Source organism: Candidatus Poriferisodalis sp., from assembly GCF_965208555.1.
GTDB lineage: Bacteria > Actinomycetota > Acidimicrobiia > Acidimicrobiales > Poriferisodalaceae > Poriferisodalis.
In genome coordinates this window covers 1,332,140-1,347,669 of record NZ_OZ242342.1, presented here as the reverse complement: position 1 = coordinate 1,347,669, position 15,530 = coordinate 1,332,140, and the positions used below count along the sequence as shown (strand labels likewise).

22 protein-coding genes are annotated in these 15,530 nt (G+C 68.4%); 8 read left to right on the top strand and 14 right to left on the bottom strand.

All coding sequences use genetic code 11. The features are described 5' to 3' along the window. Positions 1 to 140 precede the first annotated feature (140 nt). Together ACOGXE_RS06265 and ACOGXE_RS06260 are read left to right on the top strand one after the other, a co-directional pair. Positions 141 to 404 (top strand): hypothetical protein, encoded by a 264-nt coding sequence (locus tag ACOGXE_RS06265; protein WP_419933091.1) that lies wholly within the window; start codon positions 141 to 143, stop codon positions 402 to 404. 68 nt (positions 405 to 472) lie between these two features. Further along, complete coding sequence (locus tag ACOGXE_RS06260) at positions 473 to 898, top strand: SRPBCC family protein (RefSeq protein WP_419933090.1); 426 nt, start codon at positions 473 to 475, stop codon at positions 896 to 898. A 53-nt stretch (positions 899 to 951) separates the two neighbouring features. Here the strand turns inward: ACOGXE_RS06260 and ACOGXE_RS06255 are convergent, their stop codons facing one another. Next, positions 952 to 1,173, bottom strand: coding sequence for an Arc family DNA-binding protein (locus ACOGXE_RS06255; RefSeq protein WP_419933481.1), 222 nt, complete (start codon positions 1,171 to 1,173; stop codon positions 952 to 954). A gap of 11 nt (positions 1,174 to 1,184) precedes the next feature. Beyond that, positions 1,185 to 1,499 (bottom strand): hypothetical protein, encoded by a 315-nt coding sequence (locus tag ACOGXE_RS06250; protein ID WP_419933089.1) that lies wholly within the window; start codon positions 1,497 to 1,499, stop codon positions 1,185 to 1,187. Positions 1,500 to 1,950: 451 nt separating this feature from the next. Between ACOGXE_RS06250 and ACOGXE_RS06245 the strand changes: the two genes are divergently transcribed. The 3 genes from ACOGXE_RS06245 to ACOGXE_RS06235 all read left to right on the top strand — a co-directional run bounded on the left by ACOGXE_RS06245 (position 1,951) and on the right by ACOGXE_RS06235 (position 3,863). Beyond that, positions 1,951 to 2,112: a hypothetical protein gene (locus ACOGXE_RS06245; protein WP_419933088.1), complete on the top strand. Its 162-nt coding sequence runs from the start codon at positions 1,951 to 1,953 to the stop codon at positions 2,110 to 2,112. A gap of 97 nt (positions 2,113 to 2,209) precedes the next feature. Then, positions 2,210 to 2,578, top strand: a complete 369-nt coding sequence (locus ACOGXE_RS06240) for a hypothetical protein (RefSeq protein WP_419933087.1) — start codon at positions 2,210 to 2,212, stop codon at positions 2,576 to 2,578. After that, complete coding sequence (locus tag ACOGXE_RS06235) at positions 2,553 to 3,863, top strand: DUF4032 domain-containing protein (RefSeq protein WP_419933086.1); 1,311 nt, start codon at positions 2,553 to 2,555, stop codon at positions 3,861 to 3,863. The genes ACOGXE_RS06240 and ACOGXE_RS06235 overlap by 26 nt, the downstream gene beginning before the upstream one ends. 63 nt (positions 3,864 to 3,926) lie before the next feature. Here ACOGXE_RS06235 and betC read toward each other — a convergent pair whose 3' ends face one another. The 4 genes from betC to ACOGXE_RS06215 form a co-directional block, all read right to left on the bottom strand. Continuing rightward, the gene (gene betC / locus ACOGXE_RS06230) at positions 3,927 to 5,528 is read right to left on the bottom strand and encodes a choline-sulfatase (protein ID WP_419933085.1); all 1,602 of its coding nucleotides are present in this window, start codon (positions 5,526 to 5,528) and stop codon (positions 3,927 to 3,929) included. 80 nt (positions 5,529 to 5,608) lie between these two features. Next, on the bottom strand, positions 5,609 to 5,848 hold the full coding sequence (locus ACOGXE_RS06225) for a hypothetical protein (RefSeq protein WP_419933084.1): 240 nt from the start codon (positions 5,846 to 5,848) through the stop codon (positions 5,609 to 5,611). A 158-nt stretch (positions 5,849 to 6,006) separates the two neighbouring features. Beyond that, the gene (locus tag ACOGXE_RS06220; protein WP_419933083.1) at positions 6,007 to 6,246 is read right to left on the bottom strand and encodes a hypothetical protein; all 240 of its coding nucleotides are present in this window, start codon (positions 6,244 to 6,246) and stop codon (positions 6,007 to 6,009) included. Continuing rightward, positions 6,243 to 6,635 carry a hypothetical protein gene (locus ACOGXE_RS06215; RefSeq protein WP_419933082.1) on the bottom strand — a complete coding sequence of 131 codons (393 nt, stop codon included), beginning with the start codon at positions 6,633 to 6,635 and terminating at the stop codon, positions 6,243 to 6,245. Before ACOGXE_RS06215 ends, ACOGXE_RS06220 begins: the two co-directional genes overlap by 4 nt. A 261-nt stretch (positions 6,636 to 6,896) precedes the next feature. On the opposite strand from ACOGXE_RS06215, the gene ACOGXE_RS06210 reads away from it, so the two are divergent. The 3 genes from ACOGXE_RS06210 (at position 6,897) to ACOGXE_RS06200 (ending at position 9,475) form a co-directional block, all read left to right on the top strand. Continuing rightward, a complete protein-coding gene (locus ACOGXE_RS06210) occupies positions 6,897 to 7,973 on the top strand; it encodes a hypothetical protein (protein WP_419933081.1) in 1,077 nt (358 codons plus the stop codon). A gap of 40 nt (positions 7,974 to 8,013) precedes the next feature. Next, on the top strand, positions 8,014 to 9,150 hold the full coding sequence (locus ACOGXE_RS06205; protein WP_419933080.1) for a Fic family protein: 1,137 nt from the start codon (positions 8,014 to 8,016) through the stop codon (positions 9,148 to 9,150). A gap of 127 nt (positions 9,151 to 9,277) precedes the next feature. After that, entirely contained in the window at positions 9,278 to 9,475 is a 198-nt protein-coding gene (locus tag ACOGXE_RS06200; RefSeq protein ID WP_419933079.1) for a ribbon-helix-helix domain-containing protein, read from the top strand. Positions 9,476 to 9,503: 28 nt separating this feature from the next. Here ACOGXE_RS06200 and ACOGXE_RS06195 read toward each other — a convergent pair whose 3' ends face one another. The 8 genes from ACOGXE_RS06195 to ACOGXE_RS06160 form a co-directional block, all read right to left on the bottom strand. Beyond that, positions 9,504 to 10,007, bottom strand: coding sequence for a hypothetical protein (locus tag ACOGXE_RS06195; RefSeq protein ID WP_419933078.1), 504 nt, complete (start codon positions 10,005 to 10,007; stop codon positions 9,504 to 9,506). A 53-nt stretch (positions 10,008 to 10,060) separates the two neighbouring features. Further along, on the bottom strand, positions 10,061 to 10,432 hold the full coding sequence (locus ACOGXE_RS06190; RefSeq protein WP_419933077.1) for a DUF2237 family protein: 372 nt from the start codon (positions 10,430 to 10,432) through the stop codon (positions 10,061 to 10,063). Positions 10,433 to 10,444: 12 nt separating this feature from the next. Beyond that, positions 10,445 to 10,843: a DUF2784 domain-containing protein gene (locus ACOGXE_RS06185; protein WP_419933076.1), complete on the bottom strand. Its 399-nt coding sequence runs from the start codon at positions 10,841 to 10,843 to the stop codon at positions 10,445 to 10,447. Between the two features lie 44 nt (positions 10,844 to 10,887). Continuing rightward, entirely contained in the window at positions 10,888 to 11,652 is a 765-nt protein-coding gene (locus ACOGXE_RS06180) for an inositol monophosphatase family protein (protein ID WP_419933075.1), read from the bottom strand. 51 nt (positions 11,653 to 11,703) lie between these two features. Then, on the bottom strand, positions 11,704 to 12,453 hold the full coding sequence (locus ACOGXE_RS06175) for a RidA family protein (protein WP_419933074.1): 750 nt from the start codon (positions 12,451 to 12,453) through the stop codon (positions 11,704 to 11,706). 300 nt (positions 12,454 to 12,753) lie between these two features. Continuing rightward, positions 12,754 to 13,572 carry an SDR family NAD(P)-dependent oxidoreductase gene (locus ACOGXE_RS06170; RefSeq protein ID WP_419933073.1) on the bottom strand — a complete coding sequence of 273 codons (819 nt, stop codon included), beginning with the start codon at positions 13,570 to 13,572 and terminating at the stop codon, positions 12,754 to 12,756. After that, positions 13,565 to 14,026 carry a cupin domain-containing protein gene (locus ACOGXE_RS06165; protein WP_419933072.1) on the bottom strand — a complete coding sequence of 154 codons (462 nt, stop codon included), beginning with the start codon at positions 14,024 to 14,026 and terminating at the stop codon, positions 13,565 to 13,567. The genes ACOGXE_RS06170 and ACOGXE_RS06165 overlap by 8 nt, the downstream gene beginning before the upstream one ends. Positions 14,027 to 14,077: 51 nt before the next feature. Then, positions 14,078 to 15,520 (bottom strand): amidase, encoded by a 1,443-nt coding sequence (locus ACOGXE_RS06160; RefSeq protein WP_419933071.1) that lies wholly within the window; start codon positions 15,518 to 15,520, stop codon positions 14,078 to 14,080. Positions 15,521 to 15,530: the final 10 nt, after the last annotated feature.

The window sequence follows — 15,530 nt, the reverse complement described above, 5'->3', positions numbered from 1 at the left end:
GATCGGCGGATGGGTGCCGGCCGAGGTCGACTGCTGGCGACCGGGCTGCAGCGAGCTGGCATCGGTGGGCGAGCTGTCGCGGCCCTGTCACGACTGCGTCGCGGGGACCGGCTTCGAGGAGAGCCCTCAAGAGGTGTGCGATGTGGGACCTCGCGCACGCTGTGTGGCAGTTCGCTCCTGTCTGCGACGATGCCGATCGGTGGCTGGGTGGCTGGCCGAGCCCGCCCGACCGGTCGGCGCGCATCGCGGCGCTGGTGGGCGGCTGCCGACTGGGTCCCGAGCGGGCGATCCGCGTCGAGGACGGGCTTGCGGCCGTGCGCGAGTGGGAGCAGGAACATGGCGAGCTCAGCACCGAGGAGCTGGCCTGGGCTGACAAGGTGATCGCTTCGGACTTGAGGGCATGAGTCAGCGGCGTGCCGATTGAGGGCACCGGGGCGCGCAGGGGCACAATGGGCCGTCGAGGAGACACGTCATGGCGCAGGCATTCTCGGTCGAAGAGATCATCGGTCACCCGGCTCCGCAGGTGTGGGCCGCCCTGGTCGACTGGCCGAACGCTCACCGGTGGATGCCCGGGATCGACATGATCGCCGCCGACGGCCAGACCGCCGAAGGCACCCGGCTGACGTTCCGCGCTCGTGGCAAGGATCGCTCCAGCACCATCGTGCGGTGCGTCGCCGGGCAGTCGATCGTGCTGCGCTCGGTTCAGGGCGGCGTGAGGGCGGACTACGCCTACGAGGTCCACCCCCACGATGAGGGCACCTCACGGGTCACGCTGACCGCCGACTGCCAGAGCACGGGCGTGCTGTGGCGTGTGATGTGGCCCCTGCTGCGCATCGCCATCCGAGCGTCCGACGCCAAGCAGCTCAGACTCCTGCGAGCCACACTCGAAGACGCCTGACCGCCCGTGCTGCTGGCGGCAGAGTGATCCGCACCCGTGGGGCGTAACGGAACTCAGCGGGACGGGGCGGGCAAGGCTTCGCTCACTGCGCGTCGTACCCAGGATGACACGGAGCGATCCTCGGCTGCCGCAACCGCTCTGATCTGCTCGAGCACACCTGGCGGAAAGCGAATGGCGATTGGTTCGGACAGCCTCGGCGTGCGCCGCCGCGCCGGTCCTTGAGGGAGCAGGTTTTCTGGCTGGCCGTAGAACTCGAATTCCTCGGCAGGCGTCATGGGCTCAGCGTTCATCTGTCCTCCATGTACTGGGCGATGAGATGCGAGGGTGCCTCGTAGCAGCCGATGGGTCGGCATCGGGTCGGATCGCCCGAGTCCGACGGTGCGAGAGGGACAACCAGCACGGCTCCGCTGACGTCGGAAACCATGAGCCAGTGCGCCGGTGGGGTAGCGGGGTAGAAGAGGGGATCGTTTCGCCAGACGTCGACGATGTCAGACACGCCGAGGGCGCCGTGCTTGAACAGGTGCGGCAGCTGGTCGGTGATTTCGAACGGGTCATCATCGTTGAGGAGATCCAGGTCGAACAGGCTCTCTGGATAGGTCATTGTATTACAAACAAATACAGAATTGAGCCCGATGGCTGCCTGGTGCACCTGCTCGACGAGTCACGGTGTTTGGCGAACGCAGCGCAGTTGCCGGACATTTCGGCGACGTTATGTCTGGCGGTGTTTTCCACCAAACGAAAAAATGGGACCCCCAGAGGGGGTCCCAGCTGGACCTCGACAGAGGTCCGTAGCAAAGCGGGTTCCAACGGAACCCGGACCAAAATGGTGCCCAACAGGCGAGATCGACTCTAGCGTCGCCAACGCGTCGAGGGTTCGAGAGAGCGGTGGCACAACAGACTTGGTTCTGCTTGCCGCTTCGTGCCGAGTGACCTCAAAGTGCGAGGGCGCGGCGGCGACTACGTCTGGACGGGCGGCGGAATCTTGCTCAGGTGGGCCGATATCGAATCGCTAGGGTCTCAAATGGAACCCGCACCGGGAACGGAGAACACCGATGGCCAAGAAGCGCCGCTCGAGACGTAAGCCGTCCCGGGACTCACGCCCGACCTACGCGGGCGGCTACTCGCCCAATCGCCGGGTGAACCTGGCTGACTTGCCGAAGGACATGTTCCGTCCCAAGACAACAGACGAGCTCGTCAACGGCACCCACAGCTAGGACTCCTGCGCCGCTCGACAACGTGCCCCGCTTCGGCGCCATACGAAGCCGTCTGGTGGCGACATTGCGGGCATGGCGCGCTGGTTGACTGGCGCTCATGAGGGCGGCACCCAGTCTCGACGGGCGGGTCTTTGTCGGCGTTGCCAACGATCCTGGGGGCGACGTGGGGTCAGAGACGCGCTTCGAATACCACGAGGAAGCCGATGGGGTGGTGTGGGCGCGCTACCAGGGCGGCACGGTGCGGCTCGGTCATCTCGTTGGGCGGCGCGACGGCGACAATCTGGACTTCCGCTACTCGCACCTGACGACGAGCGGAACGACAGCCAACGGGCACTGCCGCAGCCGCATCGTCGTGTCAGATGACGGGCCGCTCGAGCTTCACGAGGAATGGGAGTGGGAGAGCCAGCCCGGCGCCGGCACCAGCCTCGTCCGCGAGATCGATGACCGCACATCAACCCGGGGCTGAGTCGGGGCTCTCGATCCTCACCCGGCAGGGGCATCCCGACTACTTGGACCTGCCGTGGGACCGGCCGCTCGAGCAGTGGCACGACGTCACCGAGCGGCTGATCCGGGTGCGGCGGGGGCTCAGCCGCCACGTCGTGCGGATGGTGCAGTACGACGGCCGGGTCTATGCCCTCAAGGAGACCTCCCAGGCGTTGGCCGAGCACGAGTACCGCGTGTTGCGGCAGCTCGAGGACGAGCGGCTCCCGGCGGTGCGCGCCGTCGGGGTGGTGAGCGGGCGCCGTGCCGCCGACGGCTCGGAGCTTGATTCGGTCCTCATCACCCGCTTCTTGGACTTCGCCCTTCCCTACCAGTACCTGTTCCGCACGACGTCGCCCTCGCTGCTGCGCGACCGGCTGCTCGACGCGGCCGTGGTGCTGTTCACCCGGCTGCACCTCGAAGGGATGTACTGGGGCGACATCTCGCTGGCGAACATCCTGTTCCGGCGCGACGCCGGCGCCCTGATGGCGTACCTGGTCGATGCCGAGACCGCAGAGTGCCGCCCGGCACTGACCGATTCGCTTCGGGCGCACGACCTGGCCGTCGGGGTCGAGAACATCACGGGGGGCCTGTACGACGCCATCGCCGGCGGGCTGCTCGAGGACGACGTCGATCCGGTCGAGATCACCGACGACCTCGTCGACCGGTACCACCGCGTCTGGGCCGAACTGACACGAGAAGACGAGATCTCCGCGGACGAACGCTGGCGCATCAATGAGCGAATCCAGCGCCTGAACGCGATGGGATTCGATGTGGAGGAGCTGTCGGTGGTGCGATCCTCCGACGGCTCCCGGCTGAGAATCCGGCCTGTGGTGGTCGAGGAAGGGCACGCGCACCTGCGTCTGCGAAAGCTGACCGGGCTCGAAGTGCAGGAGAACCAGGCCCGCACGCTGCTCAACGCACTCGACGCCTACGGCCTGTCGCTCGAGCACGAAGCCGGCGGGGCGCTGCCCGAGGCAGTGAAGGCGTACCGATGGCTGTCAGAGCGCTACGAACCGGTCATCGCGGCGATTCCGGCCCGGTACCGGGACCGGCTCGACGACGCCCAGCTCATCTATGAGTTCATCGCGCACCGCAATGCGCTCTCCCGGGCCGCCGGCCGGCAGATCGAGAACGAGGAAGCCTTGGTGACCTTCGTCAACGACGTGCTCGACGGGCTCCCCAAGGAGAAGGCCATCATCGACCAGGAGGACGAGGCCGATCCCTACGACGCATTCCTCCGCCGCACAGGAGAGACACGGAGCGCCTGAAGCTGCTGTCGCCGCGGAATCGGTCGCCGCGGCTCGTGCGGCTGAGTCGCTTCGGCCTGGCGCTCAGCGGGGGGTGGGGATGCGGCTGCCGCGGCTGGTGTGGAGCCAGTTCATGCCGTCGCGGACGTACTCGGCGGCGACGTTGCGCTGGGGGCTGTAATCCCACCACGGGGTTCCGGCGGCGTGCGTCGCGGCGCTGACGACCCGACGGGAGCGTTGCGATGCCAGGACCTGGTCGCGCAGGGCGGCGCTGTCCCAGCGCTGGGCGGTCTCTGCGGCGAAGGCTGCGGCGAGCTCGGCGTGGGCCGGATCGGCCGCCAGGTTGTTGCGCTCGAGGGGATCGTCGACCAGGTCGTACAGCAGGGGCGGGTCGCCCCCGCAATGGATCCACTTGTGGCGCCCCCGGCGGATCATGAACATGGGCTGGGTGGTGAGCACCGACGTGTACTCGCCGAACGCCTCGCCGCCGACGTCGATGCCACTGCCGCCGCCATCGCCCCCGTCGCCTTTGCCGCTGCCATCACCACTCCCGCCAGCCTCGCCATTCGAGGCCAGCTCCCACAGGCTGCGCCCCGCGGGCGGTGTGCTCATCTCGGGCCAGCCGGCTCTGCCATCCCCGTCGGTCGCAATGTCGAGCAGCGTCGGCAGCAGATCGACCAGCGAGCACACGTCGGGCACAGCACGGTTGGCCACCCCTGGGCCGGCCATCACGAACGGCACCCGCGCCGCCCGCTCGAAGAAGCACATCTTGAAGAACGTGCCGCGGTCGCCCAGCATGTCGCCGTGGTCGGCGATGGCGATCACGACCGTGTCGTCGGTGCGTCCGGTCTCGTCCAGCACCTCCACCAGCCGCCCCACCCACGAGTCGAAGTAGCTGGTGTTGGCGTAGTAGCCGTGGCGGGCGTTGCGGCACTGCTCGGGGGTGACGCCGACGCCCTCGGCCCCGATGCCGCGCCACAGTCGCCGGGTGTGCGGATCGACCGCGTCGGGAGCGATCGGGTCGGGCAGGTCGATGTCGTCGTGGTCGTACAGGTCCCACCACCGCTGGCGGGCCTCGTAGGGATCGTGGGGATGGGTGAACGACGCCACCAGGAAGAACGGCCGCTCGTCGTCGGTCGCCCGGGCCAGGTCGTACAGATGCCGCACGGCAGCGAACCCGGCCTCCTCGTCGAAGTCGTGCTGGTAGTTGGTCACCACCGGGCCCGCTTCGGACAGGCTGGCCATGGTGTACCAATCGCTCGGCGGCACCCCCGCCACCTCCCAGTCGGGCGTCAGCGCAAACCCCGAGGGGTAGATGTCGGTGGTCAGGCGTTCCTCGAAGCCGTGGAGCTGGTCGGGGCCGATGAAGTGCATCTTTCCCGACAGCGTCGTGCGGTAGCCCAGCAGCCGCAGGTAGTGCACGAGCGTCGGCACCGACGCTGCGAACTCGGCGCCGTTGTCCCACGCCCCGATCGACGCCGGCATCTGGCCCGACAGCATCGAGAACCGTGACGGCGCGCACAGCGGGAAGTTGCAGTACGCCGCATCGAAGCGCACGCCCCGCCCGACGAGCGCATCCAGCGCCGGGGTCTGCACCACCGGATGGCCGTAGGCGCCGGTGAAGTGAGGCGCCAGCTGATCCGCCATCACGATCAGGATGTTCGGGCGTCGTCCCGAGCGCGTCACCGAGCGGAACCTACACCCGCGCCCCGGGATGCCGGGACCGCGCCATCCGAGGTTCGACCGGGCTCCGGGATTGGCGCCGGTCAGTCGAAGTCGCTCGGCTGCGGCGGCCGCATCAGCGCATCGATGGCTGTCCACAAGGTGCGTGACACCGGGTCGAACAGCACCGGTGTCGCCACGCCGACCGGCAAGGCCAGCGCCGCCAGCAGCACGCCGCTCACATCAGTGCCCCAGATCAGCATCGCCGCAACGACGGTCCCCAGCACCGCGGCCGCGCTGACGACCGTGTTCACCGCCACAGCCCCCAGCCAATGACCCTCCATGCGTGCGAACTTCAGACCGCAGCTCGGGCAGCGCTCCCGAATGTCGTACAGCCTCCACCGACGAAACAACCCGCGACCACCACAAGCCGGGCACGCCAACGTCACCCCGCGCCACAGCATCCGCACCGCCGCAGTCTGCCCGCCGCTGACCGCTGGGCTCAGCTTGTGGCCATGCCGAGCCGGCGACTCTGCTCGCTGAGGATCCCGTCGTGGCGGGACACTGTCTGCTGCAGCGCAGCGATGTCCACCCGCATCGCTTGCAGTTCGCCTCTGACTGCGGCGAACTCAGCCCGCATTTCGGTGCGGAGCTGAGCGATGTCGGCCCGGATGCCGCGCATGAAGAAGAAGAGCATGGCCAAGAAGCCCGCACCCAACACACTGACAATCGCTGCGATCACGGCAGAGTCGTCGGAGGGGGCAGGCCTGCGGCGGCTTCGAGACGAGCGAGCCGCTCTGTGTGGTCGAGCAGGATTGCGTTGACTTCACGGAACCCTGCTTGGGTCTCGGCGCGCAGCGAGGCCATCTCGGCGCGCAGCTCGGTACCGAGGTTGTCGATGCGGTTGCCGAGCGAGTTGAACTGCACCACCATCAGCGCGCTCAGCGCGGTGAGCAGCGCTGCGATGAACCCGCCCAGCACGCTGATCACCACGTTCGGCGAGACCGTGCGCCGCGCTGCCTCCCGACCGCGCCGCGACTCCAGCGCGGCGGCAGGAGCAGCGGATGCCGCCGCGCCCTGGGCGCCGGTGTCGGGCGGAATCGAGCTGTCGTGCTCGGCCGGTGAGGTCATTGCGGCGGTCGTCTCAGTGGCGGACATCGGGCCTCGCCGGGCGTCGCGGCGCACACATGCGCTCGTTCGGGTTCTGGTAGACCGCCGCATCAGCCGGGCAGCGAGGCACGCCTGAACCTACCCGCGCACACTCACCGGCAGAAACCGATTTTCCGATGAAGCCGACCGGCCTCGGCGGAGCTGTGTCGAATCGACGGCAACTCGGTGTCAATCGGGCGCTGTGCCTGGCTGCCCCTCGGAGCGCGTAGTAAGCCGGACGGCATGGCAGCACGGTTGCGGCTGCGGGCCTGTGCTTGGGCCCTCGGAGCTGTCGCCGTTCTCGCTGCTGCAGCGTGCGGCTCGACCGGCCGGACCGAACAGGTCTCGACCGCCGGGTCCCTCGCCGAAGAGAGCGCTCAACCGTCCCCGGCAACCGTCGCCCCCACCATCGGTGCATTCGCGGCATGCGATGACATCCCCGACGTCGAGAGCATCTTCGGTCCAGGGCCGGCCTACGACAGCCTGCCCTCATCGGTATTCGACACCGTCGGCGAGTACGGGGCGAAGCACAGCGACGAGTTCGGCTTCATGTGGAATGGCGCGGCGCCCGGCGGGGCCATCGTTGCGGCGTTCACCGGCAACATCGAGGCCCACCGTCAAGCGCTGGAAGCGCTGCTGCCGCCGGACACGCCCTTCGACGTGGTCAAGGTCGATCATTCCCACGCAGCACTCCTGGACCTCCAGGCATCCATCGGGCGCCTCCAGGGAATGCAAGGCATCGGCATCTGGACCGTTCGGAACCGGGTGTCGCTTGACTTCGTGGACCCGACGGACGCCACGCTCGAACGCCTCGCCAACATCGTGCCCGCAGAGATGATCTGCCTGGAAGTCATCTACAGCGTCGAGCCACCCAGTGGGTCGCTCGACATCATCCCCCTCGACACCGCTGGCGAACCGCCGACCGACTGCTGGTGGGGCGGCCGTGGCCTCAGCTCCACCCGATGCGAGAACCGAGTGGTGCTGCCGCCGGGGCTCAGCCATGCCGCCGTCCATCTCGATCCAGCGGCGCTGCCGGAACCTGCCGACACCCGCATCCAGCTGCTGGTGACCGAAGCCGGCTGCACCAGCGGCCGTGAGATGGGCGATGCGCTGCGGGGACCGCAGGTCATCGAGACCGACGACGCCGTGCTGGTGGCCTTCGCCGTAGTGCCCTACGTCGGCATGGCCGACTGCCCCGGCAACCCGGACGTACACGCAATCGTCGAACTGTCCCGACCCTTGGGCGATCGGGCACTGCTCCACGGCGTCCTCGTGCCGCCCGAGCCAATCCAGCTCCGCCCCGACCGCAGCCTTCCGTAGGTCCAATCGTTGCGGAGAGTTCTTCTAGTATCCTTCCGTAATGGAGGCGATTGCGGAAGGAACAGCCGGGCGGTCAGCGGCCGTCGAGTGGCGCGGACACACGGTCGCGGCATGGGTTCCCGCCGAGCTGTCTCAGCGCGACTTGACGCTGTCGACACCGGATGTTCGCAGTGCCGAGCGGGCCGTCGCGGCATTGCGGCTCGCTGATCAGCGACTGCCCGTGACGTGGGAAGCGCTGGCACGCCTGCTGATGCGCCACGAGGGCATTGCCTCGTCGGGGATCGAAGGGCTGCGAGAACCGGTGACCTCGGTGCTCGTCGCTGAGCGCATCGGACTCGGCGGGGCGGCTGGGTGGGTGGCGGACAACCTTGCCGTGATCGACGGCTCCGTGCAGACCGCCCACGAGACGCTGACCATCACGATGCTGCACGACTGGCACAACCGGTTGATGCGCAACAGCGACCTGCCCCCCGAGATGATCGGCACCTTCAGGCCGGCCTTGGGATGGGTCGGCGGCACCTCGCCCTCCGATGCGGCCTACGTGCCCCCGCCGCCCGAGGAGATTCCGCGTCTGATGGATGACCTGGTGCGCTTCGCAGACGCCGACGATGACCTCGATGCGGTGTCACGCTCGGCGATCGCGCACGCGCAGTTCGAGGCGATTCACCCCTACGGCGACGGGAACGGTCGACTCGGGCGGGTGCTGGTCAGTCGCATCCTGCGGCGCGCTGGCGTGACACAGCGTTCGGTGGCGCCGATCAGCATGGCGATCGCCCGCGACGCCGGCGGGTATCTCTCTGGGCTCCGCATGTTCGAGACCGGGCGCGCCGGGCCGTGGGTGCGGTGGTTCGCTCAGGTCGTCGAGCGAACAGCGGATCTCACCAACGCCGTCGTCAACGAGTCGCAGGAACTCATCGAGCAATGGAGCCGGATGACCAGCTCGTTGAGACACGACAGCGCCGCCCGGGCGCTGCTTCGGTTCCTTCCCGGTCATCCGGTCATCAACTCGGCCGATGTCGCCAGCTTGCTCGACGTCAGCGAGCGCACTGGCAGGACCGCCCTCGAGGCGCTTGCCAGGCACGGTGTGCTGTCAGAGATTGAGGTCGGCACCGAAACCGTCGGCCGTGCGCGCCGCTGGTACGCGGCCAGCGAACTGCTCAGACTCTGGCGCGCTTGACAACTCTGGCGTTCTCGCGACACCCGAGCCGATCCAACACCGACCGGGTGCTAGGTGCGCTGCGACATCGCCGTTAGTTTCCATATTTGGCTTCTTGCTCAAATGAGGCTTTGGTATGAGACTGAGCGTGAGCATCCCGGACGAGGACGTCGAGACGCTTGATGCCTACGCGCAAGCGCACCGGCTGCCAACCCGGTCAGCGACGATCAGGCAAGCGATCCGCCTCCTGCGCACGTCGGATCTGGTGCTCGACTATTCCGAGGCGTTCGCGGAGTGGTCGGAGGCTGATGCGGCGCTCTGGGACACTGCTGCGGGTGACGCCTGATGCCGCCCACCGACCCTCATCGTCATCACTAGGTGCGCGTGTCGCAGGGCGCACCGACGGCCAGCTGTGCGGGAATCTCCTCGTCTTCCGACGAGACCACCACCTCGACGCATCCGGGTTCGTTTACCCAGATGCCGCCGGCCCAGACGACCCAGTCACCGCGATCGGAGTCACAGGGTCCGGCCGTGAGCGTGTCGGCGGGCCCGAATGCGCTGCTTCCGTAGTTGAAGAAGGCGCCGTCAGGAGCGCTCACGATCTCCAGCAAGGCCTGCCGCGAGCGCCGCACGAGCAGCCCGAATTTTGCGAATCGGTAGTCCTCATGGCCCGAGTCCGCTGATCCCGACCGCCCCAGTTGCAGTGTCCTCGTGGGCAACGCCACAAAGCCGCCGTCGGAACCGTGTGCCGTGTAGTCGGGAACGAGTTCGGCGACCGTGTCGATGATGTCTCGGCACTCGACGACCAGGTGCCGCAACCCGACGTCGGTCGCAGAATTCTCCGGATTGTCCCCGGTGCAGCCGCAGGCAAGCGCCAAAGTTAATGCAGCACAAGCGAATCGCGCCAACCCGGCGGGCTGGCGGCGTGGTCTCAGGCGGTGTTGCCGGTGAACCGGTGCTCCTCTAGATCGCTCAGGCTGGCCCATTCCAGCGTGCGGGCGTGAGTCGACTCCAGCACCACCGGGGGAGCGACGCCCGCCTCGAACGCTTCGGTCCAGCGTGAGGCGCACAGGCACCACTGGTCGCCCGGCTTCAACCCGTCGAAGCCCGTAGCTGGCTGTGGCGTTGATAGGTCGTTGCCGGCCGAGGCGGAGAACTCCAGGAACTCGGCCGTCATCACGGCGCACACGGTGTGCACGCCGAAGTCGCCCGAGTCGGTGTTGCAGCAGCCGTCGCGGAACCAGCCGGTCAGCGGGTCATAGGAGCACGGCTGCAGCTCGCTGCCGAGAACGTTCTGGGCCACGCCGCCAGTCTCTCAGGTCGCCGCCACGGTCGAACGAGCAGCCGATCGCGCACGCCGGCGCGTGGCCGCGGCGTAGGCCAGCCAGCCGAGACACCAGGCCGTGACGATGACGAGCAGCACTATCTCGCCGCTGGCGTCCAGTCCCGGGGCGTAGATCGGCTCCACGAAGTAGTGCGAGATGAATCCGCCGTCGTAGGGCGTGCGACCTGCGAGCCTCCACAGTTCCTTCTCCCAGACCGTCAGCACGCACGGCAGCCTGGGGATGTTGATGGCCGCGATCGGCAGCACCACGGCCAGGTACCACGGCATCATGCGCCGACGGCGCGCCGCCAGTGGCGCTCCCATAACGACGAAGACGGCCAGCAGCCCGTGTACGAGTGCCACGGCGGCCGCCGCCAACCACGCGGCCATGCATCCACGCTACGCGTCGTGGCTCCACCCGAGACTGCGGCCGCTCAGCCGACGATCAGCTCCCGCAGCGGCTCGAAGATCGGCGGGCTGGCGGCGAACACCAGGTCGTCGTTGAGCTCGTCGGGCAGCTCGACCCGTGCGCCCGCTTCCGCAGCGATCAACGCGCCCGCGGCCCAGTCGTACACCCGCAGGTCGTGCTCGAAGAAGGCGTCGCAGCGACCGTTGGCGACCCAGCACAGGTGCAGCGCCGCAGAGCCGAAAGCTCTAACGTCGCGGGTCTCTGGAAGCACACGCGCGAGCGCTGCGGCTTGCTCGCGTCGCCTGCCTGCGTGGTAGGAGAAACCCGTTGCCACGAGCGCCTGCGCCAGGCTTTCCTGTGCCGTGCTGGCAATGGGCGAGCCGTCCAGACGAGCGCCTGAGCCGAGTGCGGCCGAGAACACCTCGCCGCGCAGAACGTCGGCAACAGCACCTGCTACGACGGTGCCCTCGCGGGTCGCAGCAATGCTCACGGCGAACACCGGCAGGTCGTACAGGAAGTTGACGGTGCCGTCGATCGGGTCCACGATCCAGCAGATGCCGCTGCCGCCGACCTCGTCAGCCAGCTCCTCGCCAACTATCGAAGAACCGGGACAGCGACGCATCAACTCGCCGCGAATGAACTCCTCGGACTGGATATCCACGGCCGTCACCACGTCGGTCGGGGAGGACTTCGTGCGCAGAGCCTCGCCGGTGCCCACCACCCCCCGCAGGAACGTGGCCGCAACCTCGGCGACATCAACGGCGATCGTTTCCAGCTCGGCAGGCGTCATGCGCCGCTCACCTTGCCACGCTCGACCGCACCCGGCGTGGGGCGCACGCTGCTAGACGATGATCTCGTTGCGAATCCCTCGCACGTCCATCTCGAAATCGAGATCGATGACCGGCGGGCGCGACCGGTACCAGCGCATGCCGTGGCGGGTCGCCGGCCCCATCTGGCCGATGACGGCGTCTTCCAGAAGGCCTTCGTGCATGAACACCGTGTACACGTCGGTGGTGGTGACGAGGCTCCAGCCCGCACCCATGGCCGCCAGGCGTGAGCCCATGGTGGCGGCCACGAACGCCGCTTTCTCGCGCATGGCCTCGGGCCCGGTCTCGCCCTTGCGGATGATCTCGTTGTCGTCGAGCGAGGCCTCGGGAATCTCCCCTGCGCCCGACACGACGAAGGTGGTCGGCGCGTCTGCCGGCGCCTCGACGGTGTAGGAGAACGCGTGCAGCACGGGCTCGGCGGGCGGTTCGTTCGCGGGGGCGACGTTGGTGCGAGCCAGCGGGTTGTGATCGCCGACGTAGAGATCCCATGAGCGGACGAGCTCGACGTAGCCGGCGTTGAACTCGATGAAGTCGGGCATCGAGTACGGCGCAGGGCAGCGCAGCTCGATGGCGCACAGCGCCGGGCGTGACCGCCCTACAGCGGCCAGATGGGCGTCGATCTGCTCGAACCCTTGGCGCCATGGCACCTGGGCGTCGAGCGTGGCGTGAACGACCTCGTGGCCTGCGTTGGCCACCACGCCGCTCGAGAACGGCGAGATACCGGTGAGGAATCGGTAACCGCCAGTGGGATTGTCGATGAGCATTCGTGTCTCCTCGTAGAGGCTGGCCTCTACTTAGCAGAACGCCCCAGGGAACGGGATGGCAGCCCTAGCCGCTGGCCATCGTCCAGCTCAGGACCAGCAGGCATCCGGCCAGCGCCACGGCAACGGCGAGCATCCAATCGCCGGCGCGAGCCCGAGACTCTGTCGAGGTGTCCATGGTGGTTTCTCCGCTTCTGTGAAGCGTGCCCGAGAGGTGCACGTTGTCTTTCCCCGCAGTGCACCAGGGGGGTGTGACAACTAAGAGCTGCGGTCAGCGATGACAGCGGGCGGCAGGCCGAGGCGTCACCACGTTGGCCGGGTGAGCACCCCGCCGTCGACCACCAGGTCGACGCCGGTGATCCACCGCGCCAGGTCCGAGCAGAGGAAGACGCATGCGTCGCCGACATCCGCGGCGGTGCCCAGCCGGCCGAGCGGTGCCGCTGCGTGCCAGCGGGCCACGCCCTCGGGCCAGTCGTCGGCCAGGCCGGGCCGGTCGATGAGGCCCGGCGAGATGCTGTTAACACGAATCCCGTCAGGGCCGTAGGCGCCGGCTGCGGCCCGGGCATGCATCACCAGGCCCGCCTTGGCCGTGGCGTAGTGGCCGTGCAGGTCGGTGGGATGATGCGCCTCGATCGAGGCGATGTGGACGATCGAGCCGCCGTCGCCGCGGGTCCGCATCGCCGCCGACGCAGCGTGGGTCAGCCGGTGCACAGCCGTCAGGTTGACGTCGATCATCTCCGCCCACTCGGCGTCGCTCAGCTCGGCGAAGTGCACCAGCGGCTGGATGGCGGCGTTGTTGACCAGCCCGTCGATGCGACCGCACTCGCTCAGCGCGGCATCCACAACGCGTTGGGGCGCATCGGATTCGGCCAGGTCGGCCTGCACCGATGCGACGGGGTGCCCATCTGCGTCCACCAGATGATCGGTCGGCGACGAGCGGGTGTGGGCCACGACGGTGGCACCTGCGGCCATCAGCCGACGGGCGATGCCGGTTCCGATGCCCCCGCCGGCGCCCGTCACCACGATGACCCGGCCATCCAGCCTGATCAGCTCAGCTGGCGGTCGCAGTTCGTCCTGCGGCGCCGACTTGTCTTGCGGCGCCAGCTCGTCCTGCTCAGCCATCGGCTGCATCCTCGCGGGTCAGGCGAGCAATGTCTGCCGCGGCCTCGGGGTATGCGGCCGACAGCACTATCCGGTCGCCGAGTTCGAAATCGGCCTCCTCGTAACGGGGGGCCATCGTGGTGCCCACCAGCGACCAGTCCCCGGTGGTCTCCGCGGCCATCCACGTGCCCGGTTCCACCGCCACAATGGGCCGCTCGCCCCCAGCCAGATCGTCGCCGAGCCGGGGTCGGCTCACCGAACCTCCGGGCCCCAGCAACAGCATGTCCACTGCCGCGCCCGCATAGTGATGCCACAGCTCCACGCCGGCGAGCCGGTGCAGTGCTGAGAAGTCGTCGGGCTGCAGCAGGAAGTAGATGGCTGTCGAGTGCTCGTCGCGCCAGGTTTGGGCCCACTGGCCTCCCTCGCCGGGCAGCGGCTCGAGCCCCAGCAGCTCGATCACTTCGTCCGCGTCCACCGGCCCAACGTAACCCTGGGATTCCCGCACGGGTGCGTCAGGGGAGCCGCCTCAGTCGATGTCAGGCGCAATAGGATCGAGTCCGAGCAGGTCCTCGAGCACGGCGGTCGTCTGCAGCACACCCACGTCGTCAGTCTGGTGGCCGAACACGCTCAGCCCGATGGGCATGCCATCCGCCGTCAGGCCGGAGCACACCGTGCTGGCGGGGCGCCGGGTGAGATTGGCCAGCGGCGTGAAACGCACCCAGTTCTCGATCTCCACACCGTCGATGGTGCCGTCGCCTCCCACGACAGGCGTCTGGCCTGCCATGGTCGGCAGCAGCATCACATCGAAACCCGACATCGCCTCGCCGAGCTGCACCGACAGCCCGCCGCATTGCTGGCGAGCCGCGGACACGGTGTCGACGGTGATTCGTTCGAAGGCCTCTGCCAGCGCTACGGCCAGCCAGTCGGTGACGTCGTCCCACGCGTCGGTCCCGAACAACGGCCGGAAGGCCGGTGCGATCAACCCGCCCAGGAACAGCGGCAGGAACGCCTCGGTCACGATGCCGGCCGGTTCGAACAGCGGTCCGGCCTCAACAACTTCGGTGCCTTCAGCCGCCAGCCGCTCCACGGCGGCGGCGCACGACGCCATGATCTCTGAGTCGACCGGCCCGCCGTCGAACGACGGCACCCACAGCACCCTCGCCGGCAGCGGCGGGTCGTCAAGCGCTGCACGCCACGACTCGGTCGGTGCCGGCAGGCTGCGCAGATCTGAGGGATGGGGCCCGATGATCGCGTCGAGGCAGTACGCAACGTCGCGGATCCGGCGGGCCATGGGGCCGACACACGACAAATCCAGCAGCCCGGGCGGGGGCGGGCCGCTCGGCACACGCCCGTGGCTGGGCTTGAGACCCGACATTCCGCACATGGCCGAGGGGATGCGGATGGAGCCCCCACCGTCGGAGCCGGTGCCCACCGGCACCATGCCCGACGCAACCGCCGAGCTGGTGCCGCCCGATGATCCGCCGGCGGAGCGGCCGGACTGCCACGGATTCCACGTGGGGCCGAAGACGTTGTTGTAGGTGTCGCCCATGCAGCCGAACTCGGGCGTGTTGGTCTTGCCGAGGATCACCGCACCCGCAGCGCGCATGCGCGCCACTTCGGTGGAATCGGCAGCGACCGGCGCCGAGTCACGCAGGTGCATCGCCCCCCGCGTGGTGACGAACCCCGCGGCGTCGGCCAAGTCCTTGACACCGATGGGAATGCCCGCCAGCGCCCCCACGTCGTCGCCGGCATCGAGCCGCTCGTCGATGGCGGCCGCTTGCGCACGGGCGTCCTCGGCATTCAGCGCCACGAATGCGTTGAGCTGCGGGTTCAGCGCCTCGATGCGCTCCAGCGCATGCTCGGTCACCGCCGCAGCGGTCAGCGTGCGGTCGTGCACCATCGCCGCCAGCGCCTCGACCGACACCATCCGAAAGTCGGGCACGTCCATGGCTGCCTCCTCCTGGCTCATCCGATCCCCT